Annotated in this window: 19 protein-coding genes and 1 pseudogene; 9 read left to right on the plus strand and 11 right to left on the minus strand. The window is 46.3% G+C overall.

Annotation, left to right across the window (positions count from 1 at the left end; all coding sequences use genetic code 11):
• A pseudogene (locus L2744_RS14795) lies at window positions 1-244 on the plus strand (IS4 family transposase); the annotation flags it as partial.
• A 44-nt stretch (window positions 245-288) separates the two neighbouring features.
• Here the strand turns inward: L2744_RS14795 and L2744_RS14800 are convergent.
• The 3 genes from L2744_RS14800 to L2744_RS14810 form a co-directional block, all read right to left on the minus strand.
• Window positions 289-1,185, minus strand: coding sequence for a DUF3014 domain-containing protein (locus L2744_RS14800; protein ID WP_248992642.1), 897 nt, complete (start codon window positions 1,183-1,185; stop codon window positions 289-291).
• Window positions 1,186-1,364: 179 nt separating this feature from the next.
• Entirely contained in the window at window positions 1,365-3,440 is a 2,076-nt protein-coding gene (recG, locus tag L2744_RS14805) for an ATP-dependent DNA helicase RecG (RefSeq protein WP_248992643.1), read from the minus strand.
• Between the two features lie 407 nt (window positions 3,441-3,847).
• A complete protein-coding gene (locus L2744_RS14810; protein ID WP_248992644.1) occupies window positions 3,848-4,711 on the minus strand; it encodes a YicC/YloC family endoribonuclease in 864 nt (287 codons plus the stop codon).
• Between the two features lie 474 nt (window positions 4,712-5,185).
• Between L2744_RS14810 and rph the strand changes: the two genes are divergently transcribed.
• Window positions 5,186-5,899, plus strand: a complete 714-nt coding sequence (rph, locus tag L2744_RS14815) for a ribonuclease PH (protein WP_248992645.1) — start codon at window positions 5,186-5,188, stop codon at window positions 5,897-5,899.
• A 165-nt stretch (window positions 5,900-6,064) separates the two neighbouring features.
• Window positions 6,065-6,706 (plus strand): orotate phosphoribosyltransferase, encoded by a 642-nt coding sequence (pyrE, locus tag L2744_RS14820; RefSeq protein WP_248992646.1) that lies wholly within the window; start codon window positions 6,065-6,067, stop codon window positions 6,704-6,706.
• Window positions 6,707-7,000: 294 nt separating this feature from the next.
• Here pyrE and folE read toward each other — a convergent pair whose 3' ends face one another.
• The 5 genes from folE to coaBC form a co-directional block, all read right to left on the minus strand.
• Window positions 7,001-7,651 carry a GTP cyclohydrolase I FolE gene (gene folE, locus L2744_RS14825; protein ID WP_115016468.1) on the minus strand — a complete coding sequence of 217 codons (651 nt, stop codon included), beginning with the start codon at window positions 7,649-7,651 and terminating at the stop codon, window positions 7,001-7,003.
• A gap of 270 nt (window positions 7,652-7,921) precedes the next feature.
• A complete protein-coding gene (locus L2744_RS14830) occupies window positions 7,922-9,910 on the minus strand; it encodes an alpha/beta hydrolase family protein (RefSeq protein WP_248992647.1) in 1,989 nt (662 codons plus the stop codon).
• A gap of 136 nt (window positions 9,911-10,046) precedes the next feature.
• Window positions 10,047-10,640, minus strand: a complete 594-nt coding sequence (gene slmA, locus L2744_RS14835) for a nucleoid occlusion factor SlmA (protein ID WP_248992648.1) — start codon at window positions 10,638-10,640, stop codon at window positions 10,047-10,049.
• Between the two features lie 33 nt (window positions 10,641-10,673).
• A complete protein-coding gene (gene dut, locus L2744_RS14840) occupies window positions 10,674-11,132 on the minus strand; it encodes a dUTP diphosphatase (RefSeq protein ID WP_248992649.1) in 459 nt (152 codons plus the stop codon).
• A complete protein-coding gene (gene coaBC / locus L2744_RS14845) occupies window positions 11,129-12,352 on the minus strand; it encodes a bifunctional phosphopantothenoylcysteine decarboxylase/phosphopantothenate--cysteine ligase CoaBC (RefSeq protein ID WP_248992675.1) in 1,224 nt (407 codons plus the stop codon). Before coaBC ends, dut begins: the two co-directional genes overlap by 4 nt.
• A 122-nt stretch (window positions 12,353-12,474) precedes the next feature.
• Between coaBC and radC the strand changes: the two genes are divergently transcribed.
• The 4 genes from radC (at window position 12,475) to argA (ending at window position 15,311) form a co-directional block, all read left to right on the plus strand.
• Window positions 12,475-13,152 carry a RadC family protein gene (gene radC / locus L2744_RS14850; protein WP_248992650.1) on the plus strand — a complete coding sequence of 226 codons (678 nt, stop codon included), beginning with the start codon at window positions 12,475-12,477 and terminating at the stop codon, window positions 13,150-13,152.
• 121 nt (window positions 13,153-13,273) lie between these two features.
• A complete protein-coding gene (rpmB, locus tag L2744_RS14855; RefSeq protein ID WP_006079870.1) occupies window positions 13,274-13,510 on the plus strand; it encodes a 50S ribosomal protein L28 in 237 nt (78 codons plus the stop codon).
• 6 nt (window positions 13,511-13,516) lie between these two features.
• Entirely contained in the window at window positions 13,517-13,690 is a 174-nt protein-coding gene (rpmG, locus tag L2744_RS14860) for a 50S ribosomal protein L33 (protein ID WP_007651290.1), read from the plus strand.
• A gap of 301 nt (window positions 13,691-13,991) precedes the next feature.
• Window positions 13,992-15,311: an amino-acid N-acetyltransferase gene (argA, locus tag L2744_RS14865; protein WP_248992651.1), complete on the plus strand. Its 1,320-nt coding sequence runs from the start codon at window positions 13,992-13,994 to the stop codon at window positions 15,309-15,311.
• A gap of 100 nt (window positions 15,312-15,411) precedes the next feature.
• On the opposite strand, the gene rarD is transcribed toward argA, so the two are convergent.
• Together rarD and L2744_RS14875 are read right to left on the minus strand one after the other, a co-directional pair.
• Window positions 15,412-16,302: an EamA family transporter RarD gene (rarD, locus tag L2744_RS14870; protein ID WP_248992652.1), complete on the minus strand. Its 891-nt coding sequence runs from the start codon at window positions 16,300-16,302 to the stop codon at window positions 15,412-15,414.
• 161 nt (window positions 16,303-16,463) lie between these two features.
• Window positions 16,464-16,928, minus strand: a complete 465-nt coding sequence (locus tag L2744_RS14875; RefSeq protein WP_248992653.1) for a thioesterase family protein — start codon at window positions 16,926-16,928, stop codon at window positions 16,464-16,466.
• A 257-nt stretch (window positions 16,929-17,185) separates the two neighbouring features.
• On the opposite strand from L2744_RS14875, the gene recQ reads away from it, so the two are divergent.
• Window positions 17,186-19,009 carry a DNA helicase RecQ gene (recQ, locus tag L2744_RS14880; RefSeq protein WP_248992654.1) on the plus strand — a complete coding sequence of 608 codons (1,824 nt, stop codon included), beginning with the start codon at window positions 17,186-17,188 and terminating at the stop codon, window positions 19,007-19,009.
• Here the strand turns inward: recQ and L2744_RS14885 are convergent.
• On the minus strand, window positions 18,991-20,772 hold the full coding sequence (locus L2744_RS14885) for a diguanylate cyclase domain-containing protein (protein ID WP_248992655.1): 1,782 nt from the start codon (window positions 20,770-20,772) through the stop codon (window positions 18,991-18,993). The two genes, recQ and L2744_RS14885, sit on opposite strands and share 19 nt — an antisense overlap.
• 504 nt (window positions 20,773-21,276) lie before the next feature.
• On the opposite strand from L2744_RS14885, the gene leuA reads away from it, so the two are divergent.
• Window positions 21,277-22,845 carry a 2-isopropylmalate synthase gene (leuA, locus tag L2744_RS14890; protein WP_248992656.1) on the plus strand — a complete coding sequence of 523 codons (1,569 nt, stop codon included), beginning with the start codon at window positions 21,277-21,279 and terminating at the stop codon, window positions 22,843-22,845.
• Window positions 22,846-22,904: the final 59 nt, after the last annotated feature.

Consider the following 22,904-nt stretch of genomic DNA (forward strand, 5'->3'; position numbering starts at 1 on the left):
TTGTGAGACATTGTTGGGTTGCAAAGCGTGGAAATTACTGTGGCTGAAAGTTGAACAATGCAAACCACCCAAGCAAGCACCCAGTGTGCATTGGGCTTACCTAAGTTTAGGAAAATTAGCGGGTTGGCACGATAGTAAAGGAACGGGTGTAGTAGGTTGGGAGCGGTTATGGGAAGGATGGTTCAAACTGCAAACCATCCTTGAAGGCTACGAATTGGCACTATCTCTTGAGCACGAGATGTGATCAAGAGATAGGCACTGGGCGCCTTTTGATAGCTTAGTTCAAGATTATTGTGCTAATTGATTTTCAAGTTTACGTAGCGCAATTTTGAGCTTACGGGTGTTTTCTGGCCCCATGCGGATCAGCAATTTTTGTGCACTGGGTAGTGCTTCTAAATTAGGGTCAACAAATTGGTAATTAACACTGATTGAGCTCAGTTCAATAGGATCTTCAACGATAGGTGCTGCGAGTAGTACTTTAATTGCCTGCAGCATTCTGTCATTAAATTTCGCATTACTGTAACCCAACTCATTAAATGCTTCTTCTAACAGGGGGGTCAGTTGCTTATAGGTGGTTATTAAGCTCTGTTCGTCCATTTTGGCTATCGAGTCAACATAGGCATCGTATCTGTGGTAACTATCTGGATTTAAATAGACTTTATTAGTGATCTCAGACACTGTGAACAGTTTTTCAGGCCCTTTAATTGGGCTGACTTTACGGGTTAATTCACCCTGAGCTAGGTTATCCACAAACACCACGAATTGACGCGCGAGATCTTGTTGCACTAAGGAAGAACTAAGCACATTGTTATTGATAATGGCGAGGGCTTTCTGCTGAACGAATGTATCACTTTCAGCCAGCGGAGGTACGGGTTCAGCGACCACTTCAGGCTCAGTCCCCGCAGGGGTTTCTGTGCTATTGGTGTTCGTTTCAGGGCTGGCTGGTGTCGTCTCTGTTGCTTCTGGCTCTGGCGTACTTTCGAGCGTCATTGGCTCAGATGGTGGTGTTTCAGGCAATACAATTGGGGCGTTAGGGATGAGTTTGGGTGAGTCTGAATCACTGCTGTAGTAATAATATCCTCCGGCAGAAAGTAGCACGACGAGCACTATCGCAAAAAGGGCAAAGCGATTGCTGCTAGAAGAAGTCTCTTGAGGGTTTATTCTATCGTCTTGATTAACTTGCATTTTACATCCTTCGCTTGAGTGTCAAGGTAACGTGGTGAATACATGCAGCTAACATTAAAGTGCAATAACGGACTTATTCGAGGGCCGCAGGTTTATTGTGCAAGTTTCCATGCGCTTGTCTATAGCACTGAGCTGAACATACATGATTTATTTTACTGTGAAGGGGTTAGCTCCACCATTTAAGCCTGCACATAGTGCTGCCTGTGCCCGAGCCAACGTAAGATAATCGCATCGACCTTTTCAGGTGCCTGCGTCATCACATGATTTGCCAGCTTCTGAATGTGTGGGATCAAAGCTTGATCGCGCACCAGATCGGCAATTTTGAGCTCAGCCAGTCCCGTTTGCTTAGTGCCAAGCACTTCACCCGGGCCACGAATTTCTAAATCCTTTTGCGCTATGATGAAACCATCATTGCTTTGTCTGAGTATACTCAGTCTTTGGGTGGCGGTATGGCTCAACGGCGCCTTGTAGAGTAACACACAATGGCTTGCGATGGCGCCTCGACCGACTCGTCCGCGTAGTTGATGTAGTTGCGCTAGACCTAAACGTTCGGGGTTTTCAATGATCATCAGGCTGGCATTGGGCACGTCGACACCCACTTCAATCACGGTCGTCGCCACCAGTAGATGAATAATGCCCGCCTTAAAGTCGGCCATAATTTGCTGTTTCTCTGCGCTCTTTAATCTGCCATGCACTAGGCCGATATTGAGTTCGGGTAGGGCGAGGCGCAGTTCCTCGGCTGTATCTTCCGCGGCTTGGCATTCGAGTACTTCGGATTCTTCAATCAGAGTACACACCCAATAGGCTTGACGTTGGTCGGTGATGACGGCGTTGCGCACCCGTTCAAGCACTTCGGTACGGCGGGAATCGGCAATTGCCACTGTGGTTACGGGTGTACGCCCCGGTGGGAGCTCATCAATAATGGAGGTGTCGAGATCCGCATAGGCTGTCATCGCCAATGTGCGTGGAATGGGGGTTGCAGTCATGATTAACTGATGTGGATGGAAGCCTTGGCTCATGCCTTTTTCCCGCAGACCTAAGCGTTGGTGAACACCGAATCTGTGTTGCTCATCGATAATAATTAACGCGAGTTTGCTAAAGACCACATGCTGCTGGAATATGGCATGGGTGCCAATTACCATCTGGGCTGCGCCAGATTCAATGTCCGCAAGGGATTGGGTTCTGGCCTTGCCTTTAAGTTTCCCCGCCAGCCAACCTACCTTAAGTCCGAGTGGTTCGAACCAAGCGGTAAAGTTAGTTGCATGTTGCTCGGCCAATAACTCGGTTGGTGCCATCATGGCAACTTGATAACCGTTTTCAATCGCTTGCAATGCCGCCATAGCCGCGACCAAGGTTTTGCCCGAGCCAACATCCCCTTGCACTAGGCGCATCATAGGGTGCGGTTTTTCTAAATCTTTTCCTATATCAGCCACGACTCTTTGCTGGGCGCCAGTCGGCTTAAAGGGTAAAGCGGCAAGGAAGGGATTGAGCAACTGCCCCGTGGCCTGCATGGTGACAGCGGCATCTAAATTACTGCGCTGCCGTAGGCGCAACATACTGAGATTGTGAGCGAGTAATTCTTCTTGCACGAGTCGTTGCTGGGCAGGGTGTTGACCTAGCTCTAAATCGAACTGAGAGATCCCCGCAGGAGGGCGATGTAGCGTCTGCAGCGCCTGTTTAAGGCTGATGTTGTTAGGTTGCAATTGCGGTGGCAGAAGCTCAGTTAAGCCACCATCTTCCAGCAGTACCAAAGCTTGCTCCGTCAGTTTTATCCAACTCGCCTGTTTTAAGCCCTCAGTCGTGGGGTAAATCGGCGTTAGGGTATCACTCAGGTGAACATCTTCACCGGGATACACCACTTTATATTCTGGATGTACTATCTCAGCTTGATGACTACCACGGCGCACTTCACCGTAGGCGCGGATTATCAAACCATTTTGCATGGCATTACGCTGAGCGACGGAAAAGTTAAAGAAGCGCAGGCTTAAGCTGCCAGTATCGTCGCGCACATTGCAGACCAGCATGCGCTTGCGGCCTTGGATGATTTGTGTCGATTGGATTTCGGCTTCTATAGTGCCGTAACCGCCTAGGCTTAGGGCGGCAATCGGATAGATTTGGGTTCTGTCTTCGTAGCGCAGGGGTAAGTGAAACAGTAGATCTTGTACTGTTGTGATGCCGAGCTTTGCGAGTTTCTCCGCGACCTTTTTGGCGACGCCTTTGAGGTCGGTGATCGGAACAAGATCCAATTGCTGCAAGTCGTTAGCACTCAATCACTGTGAATTTATACATATATTAACAGAGAATAAGCGTAAGGCAATCTTAGGGCGTAATACGATAAAAATGCAGGTGGATATCAGGCTATGAACTTTCAAGCGGTGGAGATGCCTAGGCCACAGCCCCAATAGCTTTTGCTATTTGCTAAAGATGATTGGCTTGTTTAGATTTTTTAAGATTAACATCTGATAACCAAACTCATTGAAATAGCGGTTATAACTACCAATTTCTTTATTGATATTCTGTAGCACGAGGACTTTGGTATATCCGACCATAGCGAGCAACTACTCCCTAATCAATTACTCATTACTACCCAACCTCCATGGATAAATAATGAAGGCTGCGGTAGTTAATTAAAGCTTTTAAGCAGTTAGTCGCCTAATGGAAACTATTCCACGTTCTGGATCTGCTCGCGCATTTGCTCGATGAGCACTTTAAGTTCCACTGCGGCTGAGGTGATTTCAGTGCTGATGGATTTAGAGGCGAGCGTGTTCGATTCGCGGTTGAATTCCTGCATCATAAAATCGAGACGGCGACCTTCGCTGCCGCCTTTTTTGAGGATGCGGCGAGCTTCGGCTACATGGGCTTCGAGGCGATCCATTTCTTCGGCGACATCTTGTTTCTGAGCCAGAAGCACCATTTCTTGCTCGATGCGGGCTGGGTCGAGTTCACCTTTGATTTCCGCAAGGCGGTTGGTGAGCTTTTCGCGTTGATACAGCATCACCGTTGGCATGTGCTCGCGTACCACGGCGATTTGCTCGCTGACTCCGTCTAAGCGGCTTAACAGCATGTCTTTGATGGCTTCGCCTTCGCGGCCACGGGCTTCGATGAATTGATCTATGGCAGAATCGAAGGCTGTCATTAAGTCTGCACCGATTGCATCCATATCTTGTTCACCGCTCGCTAGCACGCCCGGCCAGCGCAGGATGTCGGTCAGATTGACATCGCCTTGTCCCGCTTCTTGCTTGAGCCAAGTGGCGGCATCTAATAGCTGTTTTGCCAGTGCTTGATTCAATTGCAGTTCGTTGTTGCTGTTGTCGGCAAGTTCATAGCGCAGATTCACTTCCACTTTACCACGGCTTAAGCGTTTGCGTAGGCGGTCGCGAAGTACGGGTTCAAAGCTGCGAAATTGCTCGGGTAAACGTAGATAGGTTTCGAGATAACGTTGATTGACTGAGCGAATTTCCCAGGAGGCAGTGCCCCATTGTGCTTTGTGCTCGATGCGAGCGTAGGCTGTCATGCTTTGGATCATGGGTTGTCCTAATGGTGTAATCGTCATAATGAGAGGCGATTATAGAGTCAATGGCTTTAGGATTAAAGGCATACAGTAAATATACCCAAGCTACCTGAAGATACGAGTTTCAGAGCGCCTAGGGTGCTTCAATTCAAGGCGCAGCAATGACAGAATGTCGGCTACCTTTTGAATTGATGCAACACGGAAGTGAAGTGCCCTAGGCGTTCCGTCCCGGCGGGTTTTAACGCACTTTATGCTGCGTTGGTTATTTTTAACTTAGTCCACTAGGTCCGCAAATAACCGCCTTGCCTAAAGTGCGTTAAACTCCCGCTGAATTCTGCATCTTCAGGTTGTTTGGGTATAAGGACACGGATTAGGCGATTGAGTGTGATGAGTTTGCCAGAGAATCACCCTAAGCATGGCATCCTAAGGCACAAGCCCCTATAATATGCAGCCAAAATCGGTCAATGACTCAGAATACAGGAATCTCGCATGCGTCCAAGTAACAGAACGCCAGCACAAACGCGCCCCATCACTATCACTCGCCAGTTTACGGCCCATGCCGAAGGTTCTGTGTTAGTGGAATTTGGCGAAACGAAAGTGCTTTGTACCGCCAGTTTTACTGAAGGTGTGCCACGTTTCCTTAAAGGTCAGGGTCAAGGTTGGGTGACGGCGGAATACGGCATGTTGCCACGTTCGACCCATAGCCGTATGGATCGTGAAGCCGCTCGCGGTAAGCAATCTGGCCGTACTCAAGAAATTCAACGTCTTATCGGTCGTGCTCTGCGCGCCTGTGTGGATATGAAAGCCCTAGGCGAAAACACTATCGTTATCGATTGTGATGTGATCCAAGCCGATGGTGGCACGCGCACAGCCTCTATCACTGGTGCTTGTGTGGCCTTAGTGGATGCGCTGAACTGGGCCCGAGGTAAAGGCATCATTAAATCTAACCCTTTGAAATTCCTTATCGCTGCCGTTAGCGTAGGTATTTACAAGGGTGAAGCGATAAGCGATCTAGAATATATCGAAGACAGCGCCGCTGAAACTGACATGAATGTGGTGATGACAGAAACGGGCAAGATCATTGAAATTCAAGGCACTGCTGAAGGCGAGCCATTCAGCCATGAAGAACTGATTGAGCTTTTAGGCTTAGCGAAGAACAGCATTCGTGAAATTGTCGATGTGCAGAAAACTGCATTGAACTAATATTGTGGTGATGAAAAGGCCCCGTCATGTTATAGAGTGCGGGGCTTTTTATTAGCTGCAACTTTTTATCTGCAGCAAGATGCTAGTGTAAAGTAAGCCCTGTACCGAATAAAAAATTCCCCATAATAAAAGACCAATAAAATACAAAGTCGTTAAGGAGATATTGTGAAAGCCTATCAACGTGAGTTTATTGAATTTGCCTTAGAACGTCAGGTGTTGCGATTTGGCGAATTTACCCTTAAATCGGGCCGTATCAGTCCTTATTTCTTCAATGCGGGTTTGTTCAATACTGGCCGTGATTTAGCGCGTCTGGGCCGTTTCTATGCCGCTGCGTTAGTGGATTCTGGCATTGAGTACGACTTGCTGTTTGGCCCAGCTTACAAAGGCATTCCGATTGCGACGACTACGGCGGTTGCCCTGTGTGAACACCACGATATCGACATTCCTTACTGCTTTAACCGCAAAGAGAAAAAAGACCACGGCGAAGGTGGCAGTTTAGTCGGTAGCGAACTCAAAGGTCGTGTGATGTTGGTGGATGATGTGATCACCGCTGGTACGGCGATTCGTGAGTCGATGGAAATCATTGAGGCCCATAAAGCGCAATTAGCCGGCGTGTTGATTGCCTTAGACAGGCAAGAGAAAGGTAAGGGCGAGTTATCGGCTATCCAAGAGGTTGAGCGTGATTTTGGCTGCGGCATTGTGGCTATCATTAAATTAGCCGACTTAATTAGTTATCTGTCTGAAAAACCAGGGATGGAAGCGCAACTTGCCGCTGTGAGTCAGTATCGCGAGCAATACGGAATTTAAGCCTAGCGCTTGGCCGTTTGATTCATCAGGCGGACATCATTGCTTTGCGAAATCATTTAATCACTCGGTAATGAAATTGGTTAGGCTGAGAATGGTTTGATTTGGCAAGGTATGAAAACAAAAACGCTGCGTTTCTTTATAGAAGAAATCGCAGCGTTTTTATTGGTGTGCATGTGGGCAATGTTTATATGCTGGATTTACGGGCTGTGTTTATAAAGCTGTGCTTATAGTCTTAGCCGCTACAGCGCGGCTAAGCATTCACTCACAATGACGTAGCCGATCTACAAACCGAGGTTATTTAGATTGATGCAAAAACTCGGCGCGAGTTGCTGGGTTAGATTTAAAAATACCGCCCAGTGCTGTGGTGGTGGTTGAACTAGTGGAGTCCATCACGCCGCGGGATTTTACGCAGTAATGCACCGCATCCATTTTTACCGCAACATCTTTAGTTTCAAGCAAGGTTTGCAACGCGACTAACACTTGTTGAGTCAAACGCTCTTGCACCTGTGGACGTTGGGCAAAAAAACGCACGATACGATTAATCTTTGATAAACCGATGATTTTTTTTCGTGGCAGATAAGCAATTGTTGCAGTGCCATCAATCGTCACTAAATGATGCTCGCAGGTGCTGGTAAGGCTTATGTCTTGCACGCGCACCATTTCATCGAAGCCCATCTTATTATCGATCACCGTGATTTTAGGGAAGTTTTCATAGTCTAAGCCTGAGAATATTTCATCGACGTACATTTTAGCGATACGGCGCGGTGTATCGGCAAGGCTATCATCTGAAAGATCCAATGACATTAATGTCAGAATTTCTTTCATATGATGTTCAATCTTGTCTTTACGTTCTTCACTACTGTAAACGCTTGGGAGCATTGGGGTTTCAAGTCCACGTTCTAATAACGCGGCTTGCACTTTTACTGCTGCTTCACTTAATGCCATCTTATCCTCCACTACGTCGTAGCGGCTATAACAGAAAATCTATGCTGATCGTTGAGTGGTACTTTGGCTGTTCAGCATCAGATACAAATTATTGTTATTCTCGCTCGGGCAAGAATAGGGGGAGGAGGATAGCGCGAATTGCGGATAATTCATACCGAAAAACGCTCATCGGCCACATGAAAAAGCCGATAGTCCTTATCGGATATCGGCTTTAAACCAGATACTGCTAATCGAGTTTAGACCCGCAGTATCGGCAAGTTTGAGTAAATTCTAAAGTTTTAGGTTGGTTTTTAAGAAACCGAGCATTTGTTCATAGTATTTCGCCCTATGCTCATCGTTATAAAAACCGTGGCCTTCATTATCCATCACCAGTTTTTGGTAAGGATACTTGTGCGCTTTTAAAGCTTTCTCGAGGGATTCGAGTTGCTCAATTGGTGCACGCTCATCTTCTCCCCCATGTGCTAATAGTATGTTTGCTTTGAGTTTATCGACGTTTTCAGAGGGAGACATTGCTTTGAGCACGGCTTTATCTTGGCCTAGTACTTCCTTGAGGTAGCTAGTTCCTGAATTTCTGCGGGCAACGTCGCCTTTATCAAACATCAACTCGAGATTGTATACCCCCGCCATACCTATGGCGCATTTAAACATATCCGGTGCAAGCACTGCACTCTGTAGGGCGCTGTAACCACCGAAGCTACCACCAGAGATACAGATGCGTTCTTTATCGGCAACACCTTGGTCAATGACATATTGAGTTGCATCTATAATGTCATGTTGGATGTCGGAACCCCATTTTTGGTAGCCAGCACGTTCAAATTGATCACCATAGCCACCAGAGCCTCGAAAGTTGACCTGTAAAACCGCAATACCTTGGCTTGCCAAATATTGGTTTTGTGAATCAAACCCCCACCAGTCACGGACACCATGCGGACCGCCGTGGGGGTTGACTACTAGAGGCAGGTTTTTAGCTTCTTTACCAAAGGGTAGCGTTAAGTAACCATGGAGTGTTTTACCGTCGCGACTCGTAAAACTGATGGGTTTAACTTCAGCCATTTGCTCTGGGTCGAGCCATTTTTTAGCTGCAGCAAGGTATTCAAGTTTAAGCTTTTTGGTATCAAACACATAGTAATCGCCAGGGTTGCGATCATTAAATGCAAGCACAACTAACTTTTCCGCATCACGGGTTTCACTGACAATGCGCACTTGATGGCCGGGTAGGGCACCTATGAGATCTTTTAGTAATTTTGCATGGGAATCTTCACTATCGACGAAGGCATAGCTAGGATAGCCATTTTCAAATTCAACGGCATAGAGCTGTTTATTGGTACCGTTAATCCAAAAGTTGCTGGGATCGACATTTTCATCCTGAATAATCTCTTTTTTATCACCCGTTTCAATGTTGATTTTATAGACGCATAAGGTTTCACCTTGGGAGCGACCAGCGGCATAAATAGTATTTTTATCATCGGCGAAGGAGAGTGGTTGAAAGTCGGTTAGGCCTATGTTGAGCTTGTCGGTATTTATCCAGTCACCGTCCTTGCGATAAAATACTTTGGTAGTATTTTTACCATCTTCACCCGTGGCAAAACGAACCTCCCCATCATGATCTGTCATAAAGCGGGCTTGACCTATTGGGGCTCCTGTTATGCGCTTACGAACTCCAGTAAACAGGTCCACTCGATAGACATCTTGCTTTAACTCAATATTTAGGCTGCTCTCATTATTCCAAGGAATAGCGTTAACCAGCATATAGCGCTCATCATCGGGTAGAGGGTCGAGAATAAATGCTGTGGCATTTATTGCTGTGTTTTTCTTAATATTTGAACCCGTTTGTTGTTCGCCACTGTTATAACCAAATAGATAAGCAGGACGCGAGCCGTCGGCATTGACTGCCATTAACTCTCCGTAATATTGAGGAACATCAGTCCAGCCTTTCAGATATTCTTTTGCCAATACAATCCGCTCACTATTGGCCCACTCATAATCGCCGACTTGAGCATTGCTCGGGAAGCGTATGGCATTAAGGAGTTTTTTAGTTTGTGCATCTAATACAAGGAGTACTTTTTTGCCATCAACACTGGTAATAGCACTTAAGTATTTGCCTGTTGGAGATATCTTTACGTTTGAGTATTCACTACCTTTACTAAACAATTGTGCCTGTGACAAGGCGTTAGGGTTTGCAATATCTGCGGCAAATGTTGAGATTGGCAGCATTGGTAAGCAAAGCGCAGCCAAAGTCGCTAATTGGACGAGTTTCATTAGACATCCTTGTAAAAACATTGTGATTTTTGGGTTTTTAAAATGTTTTTCGAGGATAAAACAAAAGTGCTAGTGAGACAAGAAGGGAACGCTAAATATAAAGGACGGTGTTACCGTCCTTTATATTGAAAAATCATTAGCTTTGGAGTAATTGGTGCTGGATAAAGCACCATTGCTCATCGAAGTGTGTAGTCGGTTTGAGTTTGAATTCACTTCGCACAAATTGGGCGATTCTGCCTTCGGCAAAGGCTAATAGTAAATTGGCCAATATGGCTTCATCTAGGTTAAAGCCTTTACCTTCCCGTAGGGTTTTTTCCCGTAATATTTGCTTTAGTTGAGTTTCAATTTTGGCAAATAAGCTGCTGACACGGCTGCGCAGACGTTCATTTTCCCCTAACAGAGCATCGCCATTGAGGACGCGGGAAATGCCTGGGTTACGTTCAGCAAAAATGAGTAGCAGTTGTAGCATGAGCTGGCAGCGCTTCATGGTGTCTTTCTCATCATCCATGATGATGTTGATGCGTGAGAGTAACGACTCTTCGATAAACTCGATTAGTCCCTCAAACATCCGCGCCTTACTTGGAAAGTGGCGATAAAGCGCGGCCTCCGAAACACCTACTTCCGAGGCAAGTTTTGCTGTGGTGATCCTTTGTCCTGGACTGGTTTCTAGCATTTGCGCTAGGCATTGCAAGATATGTTCACGACGATTAATTTTTGGGCTTACAGCCATTGCAGTATCCTTCGCTCAATAACGACTGGGTAGTTATTTCGTGCCTGAATGGCCAAATCCACCGTCACCCCGATCTGAGCTGTCAAACTCATCAACGAGTTTGAATTGTGCTTGTACCACAGGGACAAACACCAGTTGTGCGAGACGATCGCCAATTTCTAACGTGAATGGATTATTGCTTCTATTCCAGCAAGATACCATCAATGGCCCTTGGTAGTCGGAATCGATAAGCCCGACTAAATTCCCAAGTACAATACCGTGCTTATGACCTAGGCCTGAGCGCGGTAAAATCACAGCAGCGAGTCCGGGGTCGGCAACATGGATGGCAATACCCGTAGGGATAAGCTGGGTTTCACCGGGTGCTATCGTCATTGTGGTATCTATCATGGCGCGTAAATCCATGCCTGCACTGCCAGTGGTGGCATAGGCGGGCAAGGGAAATTCAGAACCAATACGAGAATCGAGGATCTTTAATTCAATGGGCGTTTTCATGTATTTGTTTTTTCTTTCACTATCAACGAAAGTAATTGCCGAGCCAAAGAGAGTTTGTCAGTCGCTGGCAAATCTTGATTGCCTTGCGGCCAGAATACGCGCAGGGCATTGGCATCGGCATTAAAGCCTAGACCAGCAACGGAAACGTCATTTGCAGCGATCATATTCAAGTTTTTACGCTTGAGTTTATCGCGGGCATAGGTTTCAACATCATGGGTTTCGGCGGCAAATCCTACCACAAAAGGACGATTAGGTAAGCTTGCAACCGTGGCTAAGATATCAGGATTCCTTACCAGCGCAAGTTGCATTTCTTCAGTCGATTTTTTGATCTTACAGGTGGCAACATCATTAATTCGATAGTCAGCAACGGCAGCACAGCCGATAAAAATATCTTTATTATCAACATTATTCATTACTGCATCGAGCATATTTTGCGCTGATTCAACATCGATACGTACCACTCCTTTAGGAGTGCTTAAACTCACCGGGCCAGAGACTAAAGTCACTGTTGCGCCCATCTCTGCCGCGGCTTTGGCGAGCGCAAAGCCCATTTTCCCTGAGCTGTGATTCGAAATGTATCTAACGGGGTCGATCGCTTCACGGGTCGGCCCTGCGGTGATCAGTATCGACTGTCCTGCGAGAGGCTTAAGTTGAACGGCATCACTACTCGCAAAAAATTGAATTGCCAGCTCGGCGATGTCTACTGGTTCTAACATGCGACCAAGGCCCACTTCTCCACAGGCTTGACTACCGCTTGCAGGGCCCCACAGTGTATAACCCCGTGAAGCTAGGCTAGTCAAATTAGCTTGAGTTGCCAGATTACGGTACATCTGTTGGTTCATTGCGGGACACAGAGCGATTGGCGCTTCAGTAGCAAGGCAGGTGGTGGTGATTAGCTCGTCGGCCATACCCGCATTGATGCGTGCCAATAAATTTGCCGTTGCAGGGGCGATAATGACTAAATCCGCCCAACGAGCGAGCTCTATGTGGCCCATGGCGGCTTCTGCTGCTGGGTCGAGTAAGCTCGATGCGACGGGATGTCCAGATAACGCTTGCAGCGTAAGCGGCGTGATAAACTCCATCGCACTTTGGCTCATCACGACGCGCACATCAAAACCACGCTCTTTTAAGCGCCGCACTAAATCTGCACTTTTATAGGCGGCAATGCCACCACCAATGCCCAGTAGGACGTTTTTATTTGTCAGACTCACAGACATCATCCGAGATTGAAATAATGCCGCCAACGATACCACAACGCGGTGAATTTTAGTGACTATCCCAGTTCAAAAAATCTCGTCCATACTCAGTAAAGTGAAAATATGTGAGATGACAAGGAGGTCGTATGGGGATTAAGGATTGGCCAGAGGGAGAAGGCCCTAGAGATAAATTACTACAAAAAGGGGCGGCGCATTTATCTGACGCAGAATTACTGGCGGTATTGCTGCGCAATGGCCTAGTGGGGCTCAACGCAGTTGACCTCGCCAGATCGCTTATCAGTGAGTTTGGTGGGTTAAGAAACCTGCTTTGTGCCCCTAAAAGTCAGGTGTGTCGACTTCCAGGCGTAGGGCCTGTAAAATACGCTCAGCTTCAGGCCGCGGCTGAATTAGCGAGGCGTGTAGCACAAGAAAATCTGCAAAGGGGTCAGGTTTTGACAAATCCCGATTTAACTCGGGACTATTTAATGAGACAATTAGCTGACCGCTCCTATGAAGTGTTCGCAATTTTGCTGCTAGATAGCCAGCATAGAGTGATTCAGTTTGTCGAATTATTCCGCGGAACAATAGATTCAGCCTCAGTGTATCCACGTGAAGTGGTGAGCTTAGTGCTTGAAAAAAAGGCAGCTGCCGTTATAGTGTGTCACAATCATCCGTCTGGTATTGCCGAGCCCAGTCAGGCTGACAGACGAATAACTGAGCGATTAAAAAATGCGTTAGCAACCATAGATGTATCCTTATTGGATCATATGGTTGTAGGTGATCGAGAGATAGTTTCTTTTGCGGAACGAGGCTGGATTAATTAATCTAACACTTGATCTTCACTCTGTGATCGTGTATAAAATGCGCCCTCTTTGTGCCTCGGGCGACGGCCATACGAGGCACATTAATGCTCGAGCGTTAAAATTGTTTTTGGAGAAGATTGACATGTCAAGAGTATGCCAAGTTACTGGCAAGAAGCCGATGGTTGGTAACAACCGTTCGCACGCAAAAAACGCGACCCGTCGTCGTTTTTTACCTAACCTACAAAACCACCGTTTTTGGTTAGAAGAAGAAAAGCGTTTCGTACAGTTACGTGTATCTACTAAAGGTATCCGTCTGATCGATAAGAAAGGTATTGAAGTTGTTGTTGCTGAACTTCGTGCCCGTGGCGAGAAGGTATAATAGATCATGGCTAAAGCTAAAGGTAATCGTGAGAAGATCAAATTAGTTTCAAGCGCTAAGACTGGTCACTTCTACACAACTGAAAAAAACAAGCGTAACATGCCTGAAAAAATGGAAATCAAAAAATTTGATCCAGTTATTCGCCAGCACGTTATCTACAAAGAAGCCAAAATCAAGTAATCCTTGGTTAGTGTTTCGAGAAAAGCCCCTTATTTAAGGGGCTTTTTTTTTGCTTACTTTTACAAATAATCAGCAAATTTAGTGCATTGAATTTTATCTATATGAGTTAAAAAAATGTGAATGTTTGCTGAAAGTGCAATATTTTGCAGATATAAGCACTTTAATGTATTAAAACTGCATTTTAGTGAGAATAAATTCTTTATATGTGAATTAAAATGCAATACTATACGCGGGTTTTAGTTATTCATTCCTGGTGTGTCCTACAGACATTGCCAGCTCAAAAATGAGGTGTAAATAACGCGTGCGTACCACTGAACTGGTTGATGGATTTCGTCACTCTGCCCCCTATGTTAATGCTCACAGAGGTAAAACTTTTGTGGTCATGCTTGGCGGTGAAGCTTTGGCTCAAAATCAATTCCGCGCCATCTTAAATGATGTCGCCCTGTTGCACAGTTTAGGGATCAAAGTGGTGTTGGTATATGGCGCTAGGCCGCAGATTGATGCTGCGTTAGCCGCCAATGGTATTGCGCCTGCCTACCACGAAGGCGTGCGTATTACGGATGAAGATTCACTTAAAGTGATCAAGCAAGTGGCGGGTGCGCTGCAATTTGATATCACTGCGCGTTTATCCATGAGTTTAAGCAATACACCGATGCAAGGTGCGCAAATTAACTTAGTGAGTGGCAACTTTGTGATTGCCCAACCACTGGGTGTGGATAATGGTATCGATTTTTGCCTGAGTGGCAGAGTGCGTCGTATCGATGTGCAAGGCTTAAAGCGCCAGCTCGATAATCATTGTATCGTCTTGATGGGGCCGATAGCAGCTTCTGTAACAGGCGAAAGTTTTAATTTAACCGCAGAAGAAATTGCGACGCAGGTAGCGATAAAACTTAAAGCGGACAAGATGATCGGATTTAGTTCGCAGAACGGTATTCTCGATCGCAATGGCGATGTGATTGCTGAGTTGATGCCGAATGACGCGCAAAACATCATGAATAAGCTGGCCGAACAGGGTTCTGCCTGTATTGGTACTATGGCGTTTCTCAAGGCAAGTATCGACGCCTGTCGTAATGGTGTGCCACGTTGTCATTTAGTGAGTTACCTTGAAGATGGCGCCTTACTGCAAGAGTTGTTCTCCCGTGAAGGGATTGGCACGCAGATAGTGACTGAGAGTGCCGAGCGTCTGCGCCGAGCCTCGATTGCCGATATTGGTGGTGTATTGAACCTTATTCGCCCATTGGAAGAGCAAGGCATTCTGGTGCGTCGTAGCCGTGAACAGCTCGAGATTGAAATCGAACAGTTTATGTTGATTGAGCGTGATGGTTTAGTGATTGGTTGCGCTGCGCTCTATCCTTTTGAAGAGGATAATGCGGGTGAGTTTGCCTGTTTGGTGGTACATCCCGATTACCGCGATGCCGACAGAGGTAGCTTACTGCTGAAGAACATTATCAATCAGGCCAGAAACCGCGGTTATTCACGTTTGTTTGCGCTGACGACTCGGAGCATTCACTGGTTCTTAGAGCATGGTTTTGTGATTGAAGATGTTGAAGCGCTGCCACAGAAGAAGAAGCAGTTGTATAACTATCAACGCCGCTCAAAAATTCTTGCCCTCGATCTGTAATAGAGGGCTTGGGGATAAAGAATGCCAGCCAAGTGCTGGCATTTTTGTCTTTATCTTTAACGATGTAGCTAGAGTGTGTCGCCTAAAGTCTCACATTCTTTTACGCCTGTACCTTCTTGCGTTTATAGGCCATATCTAAGGTAAAGACTAACAGCGCACTCCAGATAAAGCCGAAGGTCACGCCTTTTTCTGCGTCAAAGGGCTCATTAAACAGACTCACCGCTAAGATAAACATAATACTCGGGCCGATATATTGGAAAAAACCGAGCATAGACAGTGGAATACGCACCGCGGCCCCCGCAAAACACAACAAGGGAATGGTGGTCACTATACCCGCAGCCATCAGCATCAGATTTAATTGCCAATCGTTAGTCAGCATGCTCGCTGTGGCTGTATCTAAGGTTGCGACGAGGTAAATCAGCGCAACCGGTAGCAGTACCGCTGTTTCGACCAATAAGCCAGCTTTGGCATCTACATTGACCTTTTTTCGCAGCAGTGCATAGAAGCCAAAGGTGCCCGCGAGTGCCAGTGAGACGATGGGAATGGAGCCGAAGGAAACTAATTGGATCAACACGCCAGCGCTTGCGAGTGCGACCGCAAACCATTGCAGCTTACGCAACCTTTCGCCTAGAAATAACATACCGAGTAAGACGTTAAGCAAAGGATTGATAAAGTAGCCTAAGCTGGCATCGAGCATATGATCGTTATTCACCGCCCAAATAAATAATAGCCAGTTTCCGGCGATCAGAATGGAGGTGATGATGAGTACTATAAGCTGCTTAGGCTGTTTAAACAGTAAACGTAAGCGAGAGAATCCGCCAATAAACTGCATGATGATCAACATAAATACAAATGACCAAATCACACGGTGGAGCAAAATTTCGGTTGCGGAAACCTGGTTAAGTAATTTGAAATATAAAGGCGCAAAACCCCACATACAGTAAGCACTGATGGCGAGTAGGATCCCTTTACGGTATTCACGATCGGACATAGGAAATCTTAGAAGGACAACAGGACGGCCGATTGTAGGCGCGTCCGTGAATGGACTCAAGTTACGGTGGGGATTTTTTGGTTACAGAATGTCTCAACGATAGGAGTTGAGAAACAACATATAAATCAATTAATTTGTAATTTTTAGTCGATGTGCTTGCTCTAGCCAACCATATAAGTCCCTGTTCCAAAAGCAATATGTGTACCTTGCTCGTTATGTAATTCCATGCGGCATACTGAAACACGGTTACCAGCTCGGATAACGCTGCCCGTGCCAGTGAAGGTGAGGCCGCGGCCCGGACGTAGATAATCGACGCGCATATCAATCGTCCCCAGAGTTTGCAGGCGTTGTTGTAATTCTTCGATAGTCCAATCTTCTCGGCTGGCAACGAGTCCTGCAAAGGCGGTGAGCCCGCCGACCACATCCAGTACCGTCGCCGTGACACCACCGTGGAGGATCTGTTGATGGATATTGCCAATAAGTTCAGGTTTCATATTAATCACCACTTCGACGCCGTCGATATCGTAGCGTTTAATATCGAGCCCGAGCAGATTATGAAAAGGAACATGTTGATCAAATACTTCTGCAACTCGGCTTAATATTTCGGCTTGGATTGGGTTTGTCATGGTTTCTCGTCCTTGTCACTGAGTGACTGCATTAGGCGTAATTGGCGTTGTTATCAACACTTAGATTCGGAAAGTGCGGCTTAGAGCAATTAATCTACAGTGAAGCTAACGGCGAATGCAACTCTGCCATTCAAACGAAGTAACTTTGCCTAAGTGGCTCTTGTTAAAAGACTCGGACAGATGATCTCACATTGGCGCAAGACAGGAGCGATACAGTCCTTTAGAATAGGCCCCCTCACTTTTGACATAGAAGATCCATGGAAAAGCTCGTACTCGATACGCATGATGATCCGCTCTCGCAATGCCTAGCGCAGGTGTTTGGTTACCGCGACTTTAGGGACGGTCAGCGGGAGGTGATAGAACGCGCCTGCGGCGGGCAAGATTGCCTAGTGATCATGCCGACGGGTGGGGGTAAGAGTCTGTGTTATCAGTTACCCGCCCTGATGATGAACGGCATCACCATTGTCGTTTCTCCATTGATTTCTTTGATGAAAGATCAAGTTGATAGCTTATTGCAAACCGGTGTTGCCGCGGCTTATCTCAATTCTTCTTTGCCGCGCGAGCAGAGTGCTGAAGTATTAAGGCAGTTGCGCCACGGTGAGTTAAAACTGCTTTATGTGTCGCCTGAGCGCTTATTAACCACAGATTTTATTGAGCGCATGCAGTCGCTCCAGCTGGCGATGTTTGCCATCGATGAGGCGCACTGTATCAGTCAATGGGGCCATGATTTTCGCCCTGAATATGCGGCGCTCGGCCAGTTAAAACAACTCTTCCCCTATGTGCCCATGATGGCTTTAACCGCTACTGCGGATCAGGCGACTCGTCAGAGTATTTGTGAGCGACTCGGCATTGACCCATTCCGTTTACTTTCAAGTTTCGACCGGCCCAATATTCGCTATACAGTGGCCGAAAAACTCAATGCAGCTAATCAGTTACGACACTTTTTAACGCAGCAGAATGGTACTAACGGCATTATTTATTGCAGCAGTCGCCGTCGTGTCGATGAAGTGGCAGACCGTTTATGCCTGCAGGGTTTTAATGCCAAGGCCTATCATGCGGGAATGACGCAGGAAGACCGTGGTGCAGTGCAGGATAGTTTCCTTAAAGATCAAATCGATATCGTGGTCGCCACTGTGGCCTTCGGTATGGGGATCAATAAGTCGAATGTGCGTTTTGTGGTGCATTACGATATCCCGAAAAGTATCGAAGCCTATTATCAGGAAACCGGCCGAGCTGGGCGTGATGGGCTCGATGCTGAAGCTTTTATGCTATTCGATCCCGCCGATATTGGCCGGGTGCGACACTTGATTGAACAGTCCGAGCCTGGGCCACAGCAACAGGTCGAATTCCATAAACTTAATACTATGGCCGCCTTTGCCGAGGCGCAAACCTGTCGCCGCCAAGTGCTGCTGCATTACTTTGATGAGAGTGCATTAGAGCCCTGTGGTAACTGTGATATTTGCCTCGATCCGCCTAAGCGTTATAACGGCACCGAAGATGCGCAGAAGGTGTTGTCATGTATTTTCCGTTTAGGGCAACGTTTTGGGATCAATCACTTAATTGAAGTGTTGCGTGGTTCTAAAGCAGCGCCGATAGTCGATCGAGGGCATGACAAACTCACGACCTGGGGAATTGGTAAAGATAAAAGCCATGAGTATTGGCTGAGTGTGATCCGCCAATTGATCCATCTGGGTTTAGCGAGTCAAGATGTGACTCGAGGCTCGTCTATTACTTTAAACCCTTCTGCACGACCCATTCTCAGAGGTGAAGTTGCTTTGATGTTAGCTGAACCTCGCATTCAGTTGACATCCACTAAGCGCAAAACGAGCCAGTCGAAGGTGCCACTCAATTACGATCGTAAGTTATTTGCGCGGCTTAAGTTATTGCGTAGAACCATTGCTGAGCAGCAGGACGTGCCACCGTATTTAGTCTTTAACGATGCGACCCTCGCGGAAATGGCGGCCATGATGCCAACGAGTCCAGGGGAAATGCTCGCCGTTAACGGTGTTGGCGAACGTAAACTCAGTCGTTTTGGCGGCGATTTCCTCGATGAGATTGCGGCTTATTTAGCTGGAGAGTGATAGGCCTGACTATTTTCATTGACCTTAATCTTACCTAACTGATTGATCCCCGCCCGCTTAATTAGAGATTCTAAGGTGTCAAATTGTTGCAGTGCTGCAATACCAATATTGACTCTGCTCGACCCCTGCCAAGGCTGAATCGCCGCCGTTAACTGATTGACAACACGCTGTGCTCCCGTGACAGAGGTGTGGGGTAAGACAATCACTATTTCATCCATGGAATAGCGGATTAGTTTATCGTGCTCGCGTAATTTATGTTGTAGCTCATCTTGTAGTGGCGGCAGATCAACTTGACGGATCTGGCTGGCATTAAAGAGCAATAATGCCAGAGGGTAGTTCCCTTGTTTAGCACTGTTTAGTACCGACTCCAATTGTTGTAAAGGGGATAATAGCTGGCTGTCATTGTCAGTTACTGGAGCAAGATTATTTTGTTTATCAATAAAATACCAAATAGTGCCACCTAGTATCGCCATCGCAAGCAAGAAAAGTGTGCTATATGCCCAATCAAGGTTGAGTTCATCAAGAATGGTAGGATCTTTTAGCGTGTTAGTCGCGTGTTCCTGTTGTAAATCTTGCTGATTGATGCGAGCTTTGAACTGCAAGATACGGGTATTGTTCATTGCCTGATTTGCAAATTCTGAAGCCTGATAGCGTTTCAGTAAAAAGTCATAGGCCTGTGTAAAATCTCCTTTATCTACGTAATAGTCACTTAAAATTCGGTAGAATTCTTTGAGATCTGAGTATTGCTTTAAACTTTCTCCCTGTTCAATAGCGGATCGCATTAGGGTTAATGCGGCCTCATCTTGAGATTGGGCGAAACGGATCTGTGCCAATAGTCGAGTCGAACGCATCATTGCGACTAGTTGGTTTTGCTTTTGAAAGCTATTGATACTAATTGAAATATATTCTTCAGCCGTATCTATGCGGCCTTTATCTAAGGAGATTGAGGCCAAAATTGCGTAGCTGTACGCGAGTTCTAAGGGGGAGCCTATTTCAGGAAGTAAGGCTTTTGCTTGTTTTTCGAGTTGGTCACTGTAGTCAAATTCTTGGTTATCAAACGCAATGCGAGAGGCGTTGCGAAGAATCACATGCTGTACTTTTCCCTTTGCATCCGAACTTTGCAGCGCTAAATTGGTGTAATACATGGCTTGGGGAAAGTCATGGGTTGCATAGAGCAAATTGCCCATAGCGGCATATATGTAAGCTTGCGGTGGCCAAATCCAGTTTTGTGCTTGAGTATGAATGTCAGGATAAATATCGATAGCAAGCCGTAAATCTTCGATGGCGGATGAGAAGTTATCTGTATCTGTATCGAGTTGCCCTCGTAATCTTAAGCTATCAATTAAGGATTGAGGCTGTTGGTAGCGTCTAGCGAGTGTAATGGCTGAGTCGAGTAACGGCAGAGCATTCTGGATATTATTGTTATTAAGATTTGCTTCGGCTTGGCAAGTCAAAAAATAGGGTCGTGCCTGATCGAGCTTGAGCCGCTTTGCTTTTGCCTCACCTAACTGGGCGAGATTAATCGCGGCTTTATTTTCTCCTAATTGCAACAGGTTTTGGCACTTCAAAATACTTAGACGAAGCTTATCAATATCTGATGTTTTTTCAGCTACTTGTTGTTTTTCACGTGTCGTTATTTGAGTAAGAGCTTTAGTGGGATATTGGTAGACGATTTCTGTCAGTTCATCGAGTTGATTGTTAGCACTGGCACTAAAAGAAAAGAGCCATAAGAGCATGCTCAGTGCCAAGATGCGAAAATCCATTTTTTGCTCCATAAAATGCGTTGATTCAATATCCGTAATAGCAGGGAAGGATTATAACTTTGTTAAATATTTTTTGCATAAAAACTATTTTTTCTAAGAAGGAATAAGTTAACACATCTCGATAATTTCCGAATCCAAACAGCGGCTTAATTTTGTGGTTTTGATCACTTATCTAATGATAAAACTTCGAGTCATTTGCCCTGTGGGCACCTTATATGTGATCAACATGAAAAAATTGGGGTTGACACTATCGGCTAGGCAAGTTAAATATTAACCGTCCTCAATAATTCAAACAGAATAAATATACAGATTAAATGAATATTATTAGCCGCAAACTCGACCTCCTCCTTCTCTCTCTCGCGGTTTATACGCGGAGGTCTTAGTGTTGCACGCTCGATAAAGAGGCAAAGCATTCACAAACCCCGCACCGATGTTGCGGGGTTTTTTGTATCTGAATACGGCAAAAATTAACTAACGAACGGTGACGTTCCATGGAGAAGCGAGATGTCTAACAGAGTCATAATATTTGATACTACCTTGCGTGATGGTGAGCAGGCGTTAGCCGCAAGTTTGTCGGTCAAAGAAAAGCTACAGATCGCCATGGCGCTGGAACGTCTCGGTGTGGATGTGATGGAAGTGGGTTTTCCGGTTTCTTCACCCGGTGATTTTGAGTCAGTGCAGACCATAGCACGCACCATCAAAAATAGCCGCGTTTGTGCCTTATCCCGTGCATTGGAAAAGGACATCGATGCCGCGGCACAGGCTTTGTCCGTTGCTGACCAATTCCGTATCCATACCTTTATATCGACCTCGACTATTCACGTTGAGAGCAAGTTGAAGCGTTCTTTCGATCAAGTGTTAGAGATGGCCGTAGGCGCGGTGAAGTATGCCCGCCGTTTTACCGACGATGTGGAATTTTCCTGTGAGGATGCGGGGCGTACGCCCATCGATAATCTATGCCGCATGGTGGAAGCCGCCATTCGTGCGGGCGCACGCACCATTAATATTCCCGATACGGTCGGTTACACAGTACCAAGCGAGTTTGGCAATATCATTCAGACTTTGTTTAATCGGGTGCCGAATATCGACCAAGCGGTGATCTCAGTGCATTGCCACGATGACTTAGGTTTATCTGTGGCTAACTCGATTACCGCTGTACAGCACGGTGCGCGTCAAATTGAATGTACGATTAATGGCATAGGTGAGCGTGCGGGTAACTGTTCACTGGAAGAGATCGCTATGATTTTAGCGACGCGTAAGGGGATGTTGGAATTAGAAACGGGCATTAATGCCAAGGAAATTCATCGTACTTCTAATTTAGTCAGCCAGTTATGCAATATGCCAGTGCAGGCGAACAAGGCGATTGTCGGTGCCAATGCCTTTACCCATTCGTCGGGCATCCATCAGGATGGCATGTTAAAAGCACAAAATACCTATGAAATCATGACGCCAGAAAGCATAGGTTTGAATCGCAACAACTTGAATATGACCTCGCGCTCGGGTCGCCATGTGATCAAGCATCGCATGGAGGAAATGGGCTATCGCGAGCACGATTACAATATGGATACTCTGTATGAAGAGTTTCTAAAATTGGCAGATAAAAAAGGCCAAGTATTTGATTATGATTTAGAAGCCTTAGCCTTTATGGAAGCACAGGCCGAAGAAGACAATCACTATCAATTGCAGCAATTAGTGGTGCAGTCCGACTCAACTGAAGGCGTTGCTACGGCGACTGTGCGTATCGAAGTGGGCGGCGAAATTAAAACCGAAGCCGCAACGGGTAATGGTCCGGTCGATGCTGCCTATAACGCGATTGCCCGCGCAACCGATCGTCGAATCGATATCATCAGCTATAAGTTGGGTGCTAAGGGCGTCGGTCAAAATGCCTTAGGCCAAGTGGATATTACCGCGGTTTACCACGAGCAAAACTTCCATGGCGTAGGTTTAGCGACCGATGTGGTCGAAGCCTCGGCGCGCGCTTTAGTGCATGTGATGAACTTAACGTGCCGCGCAGACAAGGTCGCCGATTACAAACAAAGCATGCAAAAAAATCGAGAGCTAGGCGGCGTCTAGTCGCTAAAAGCATCCAAAGAATAGCAAGGTCGAGCATAAAGCATTCACATTTAAAGGAG

Origin of the sequence: Shewanella profunda (assembly GCF_023283765.1) — a bacterium.
GTDB lineage: Bacteria > Pseudomonadota > Gammaproteobacteria > Enterobacterales > Shewanellaceae > Shewanella > Shewanella profunda.

Coding starts and splice junctions, on each gene's coding strand:
- L2744_RS14800 (WP_248992642.1), bottom strand. CDS start 1,185: ATGCAAGTTAATCAAGACGATAGAATAAACCCTCAAGAGACTTCTTCT.
- L2744_RS14810 (WP_248992644.1), bottom strand. CDS start 4,711: ATGATCCAAAGCATGACAGCCTACGCTCGCATCGAGCACAAAGCACAA.
- rph (WP_248992645.1), top strand. CDS start 5,186: ATGCGTCCAAGTAACAGAACGCCAGCACAAACGCGCCCCATCACTATC.
- folE (WP_115016468.1), bottom strand. CDS start 7,651: ATGGCATTAAGTGAAGCAGCAGTAAAAGTGCAAGCCGCGTTATTAGAA.
- L2744_RS14830 (WP_248992647.1), bottom strand. CDS start 9,910: ATGAAACTCGTCCAATTAGCGACTTTGGCTGCGCTTTGCTTACCAATG.
- slmA (WP_248992648.1), bottom strand. CDS start 10,640: ATGGCTGTAAGCCCAAAAATTAATCGTCGTGAACATATCTTGCAATGC.
- dut (WP_248992649.1), bottom strand. CDS start 11,132: ATGAAAACGCCCATTGAATTAAAGATCCTCGATTCTCGTATTGGTTCT.
- coaBC (WP_248992675.1), bottom strand. CDS start 12,352: ATGATGTCTGTGAGTCTGACAAATAAAAACGTCCTACTGGGCATTGGT.
- radC (WP_248992650.1), top strand. CDS start 12,475: ATGGGGATTAAGGATTGGCCAGAGGGAGAAGGCCCTAGAGATAAATTA.
- rpmB (WP_006079870.1), top strand. CDS start 13,274: ATGTCAAGAGTATGCCAAGTTACTGGCAAGAAGCCGATGGTTGGTAAC.
- rpmG (WP_007651290.1), top strand. CDS start 13,517: ATGGCTAAAGCTAAAGGTAATCGTGAGAAGATCAAATTAGTTTCAAGC.
- rarD (WP_248992652.1), bottom strand. CDS start 16,302: ATGTCCGATCGTGAATACCGTAAAGGGATCCTACTCGCCATCAGTGCT.
- L2744_RS14875 (WP_248992653.1), bottom strand. CDS start 16,928: ATGACAAACCCAATCCAAGCCGAAATATTAAGCCGAGTTGCAGAAGTA.
- recQ (WP_248992654.1), top strand. CDS start 17,186: ATGGAAAAGCTCGTACTCGATACGCATGATGATCCGCTCTCGCAATGC.
- L2744_RS14885 (WP_248992655.1), bottom strand. CDS start 20,772: ATGGATTTTCGCATCTTGGCACTGAGCATGCTCTTATGGCTCTTTTCT.
- leuA (WP_248992656.1), top strand. CDS start 21,277: ATGTCTAACAGAGTCATAATATTTGATACTACCTTGCGTGATGGTGAG.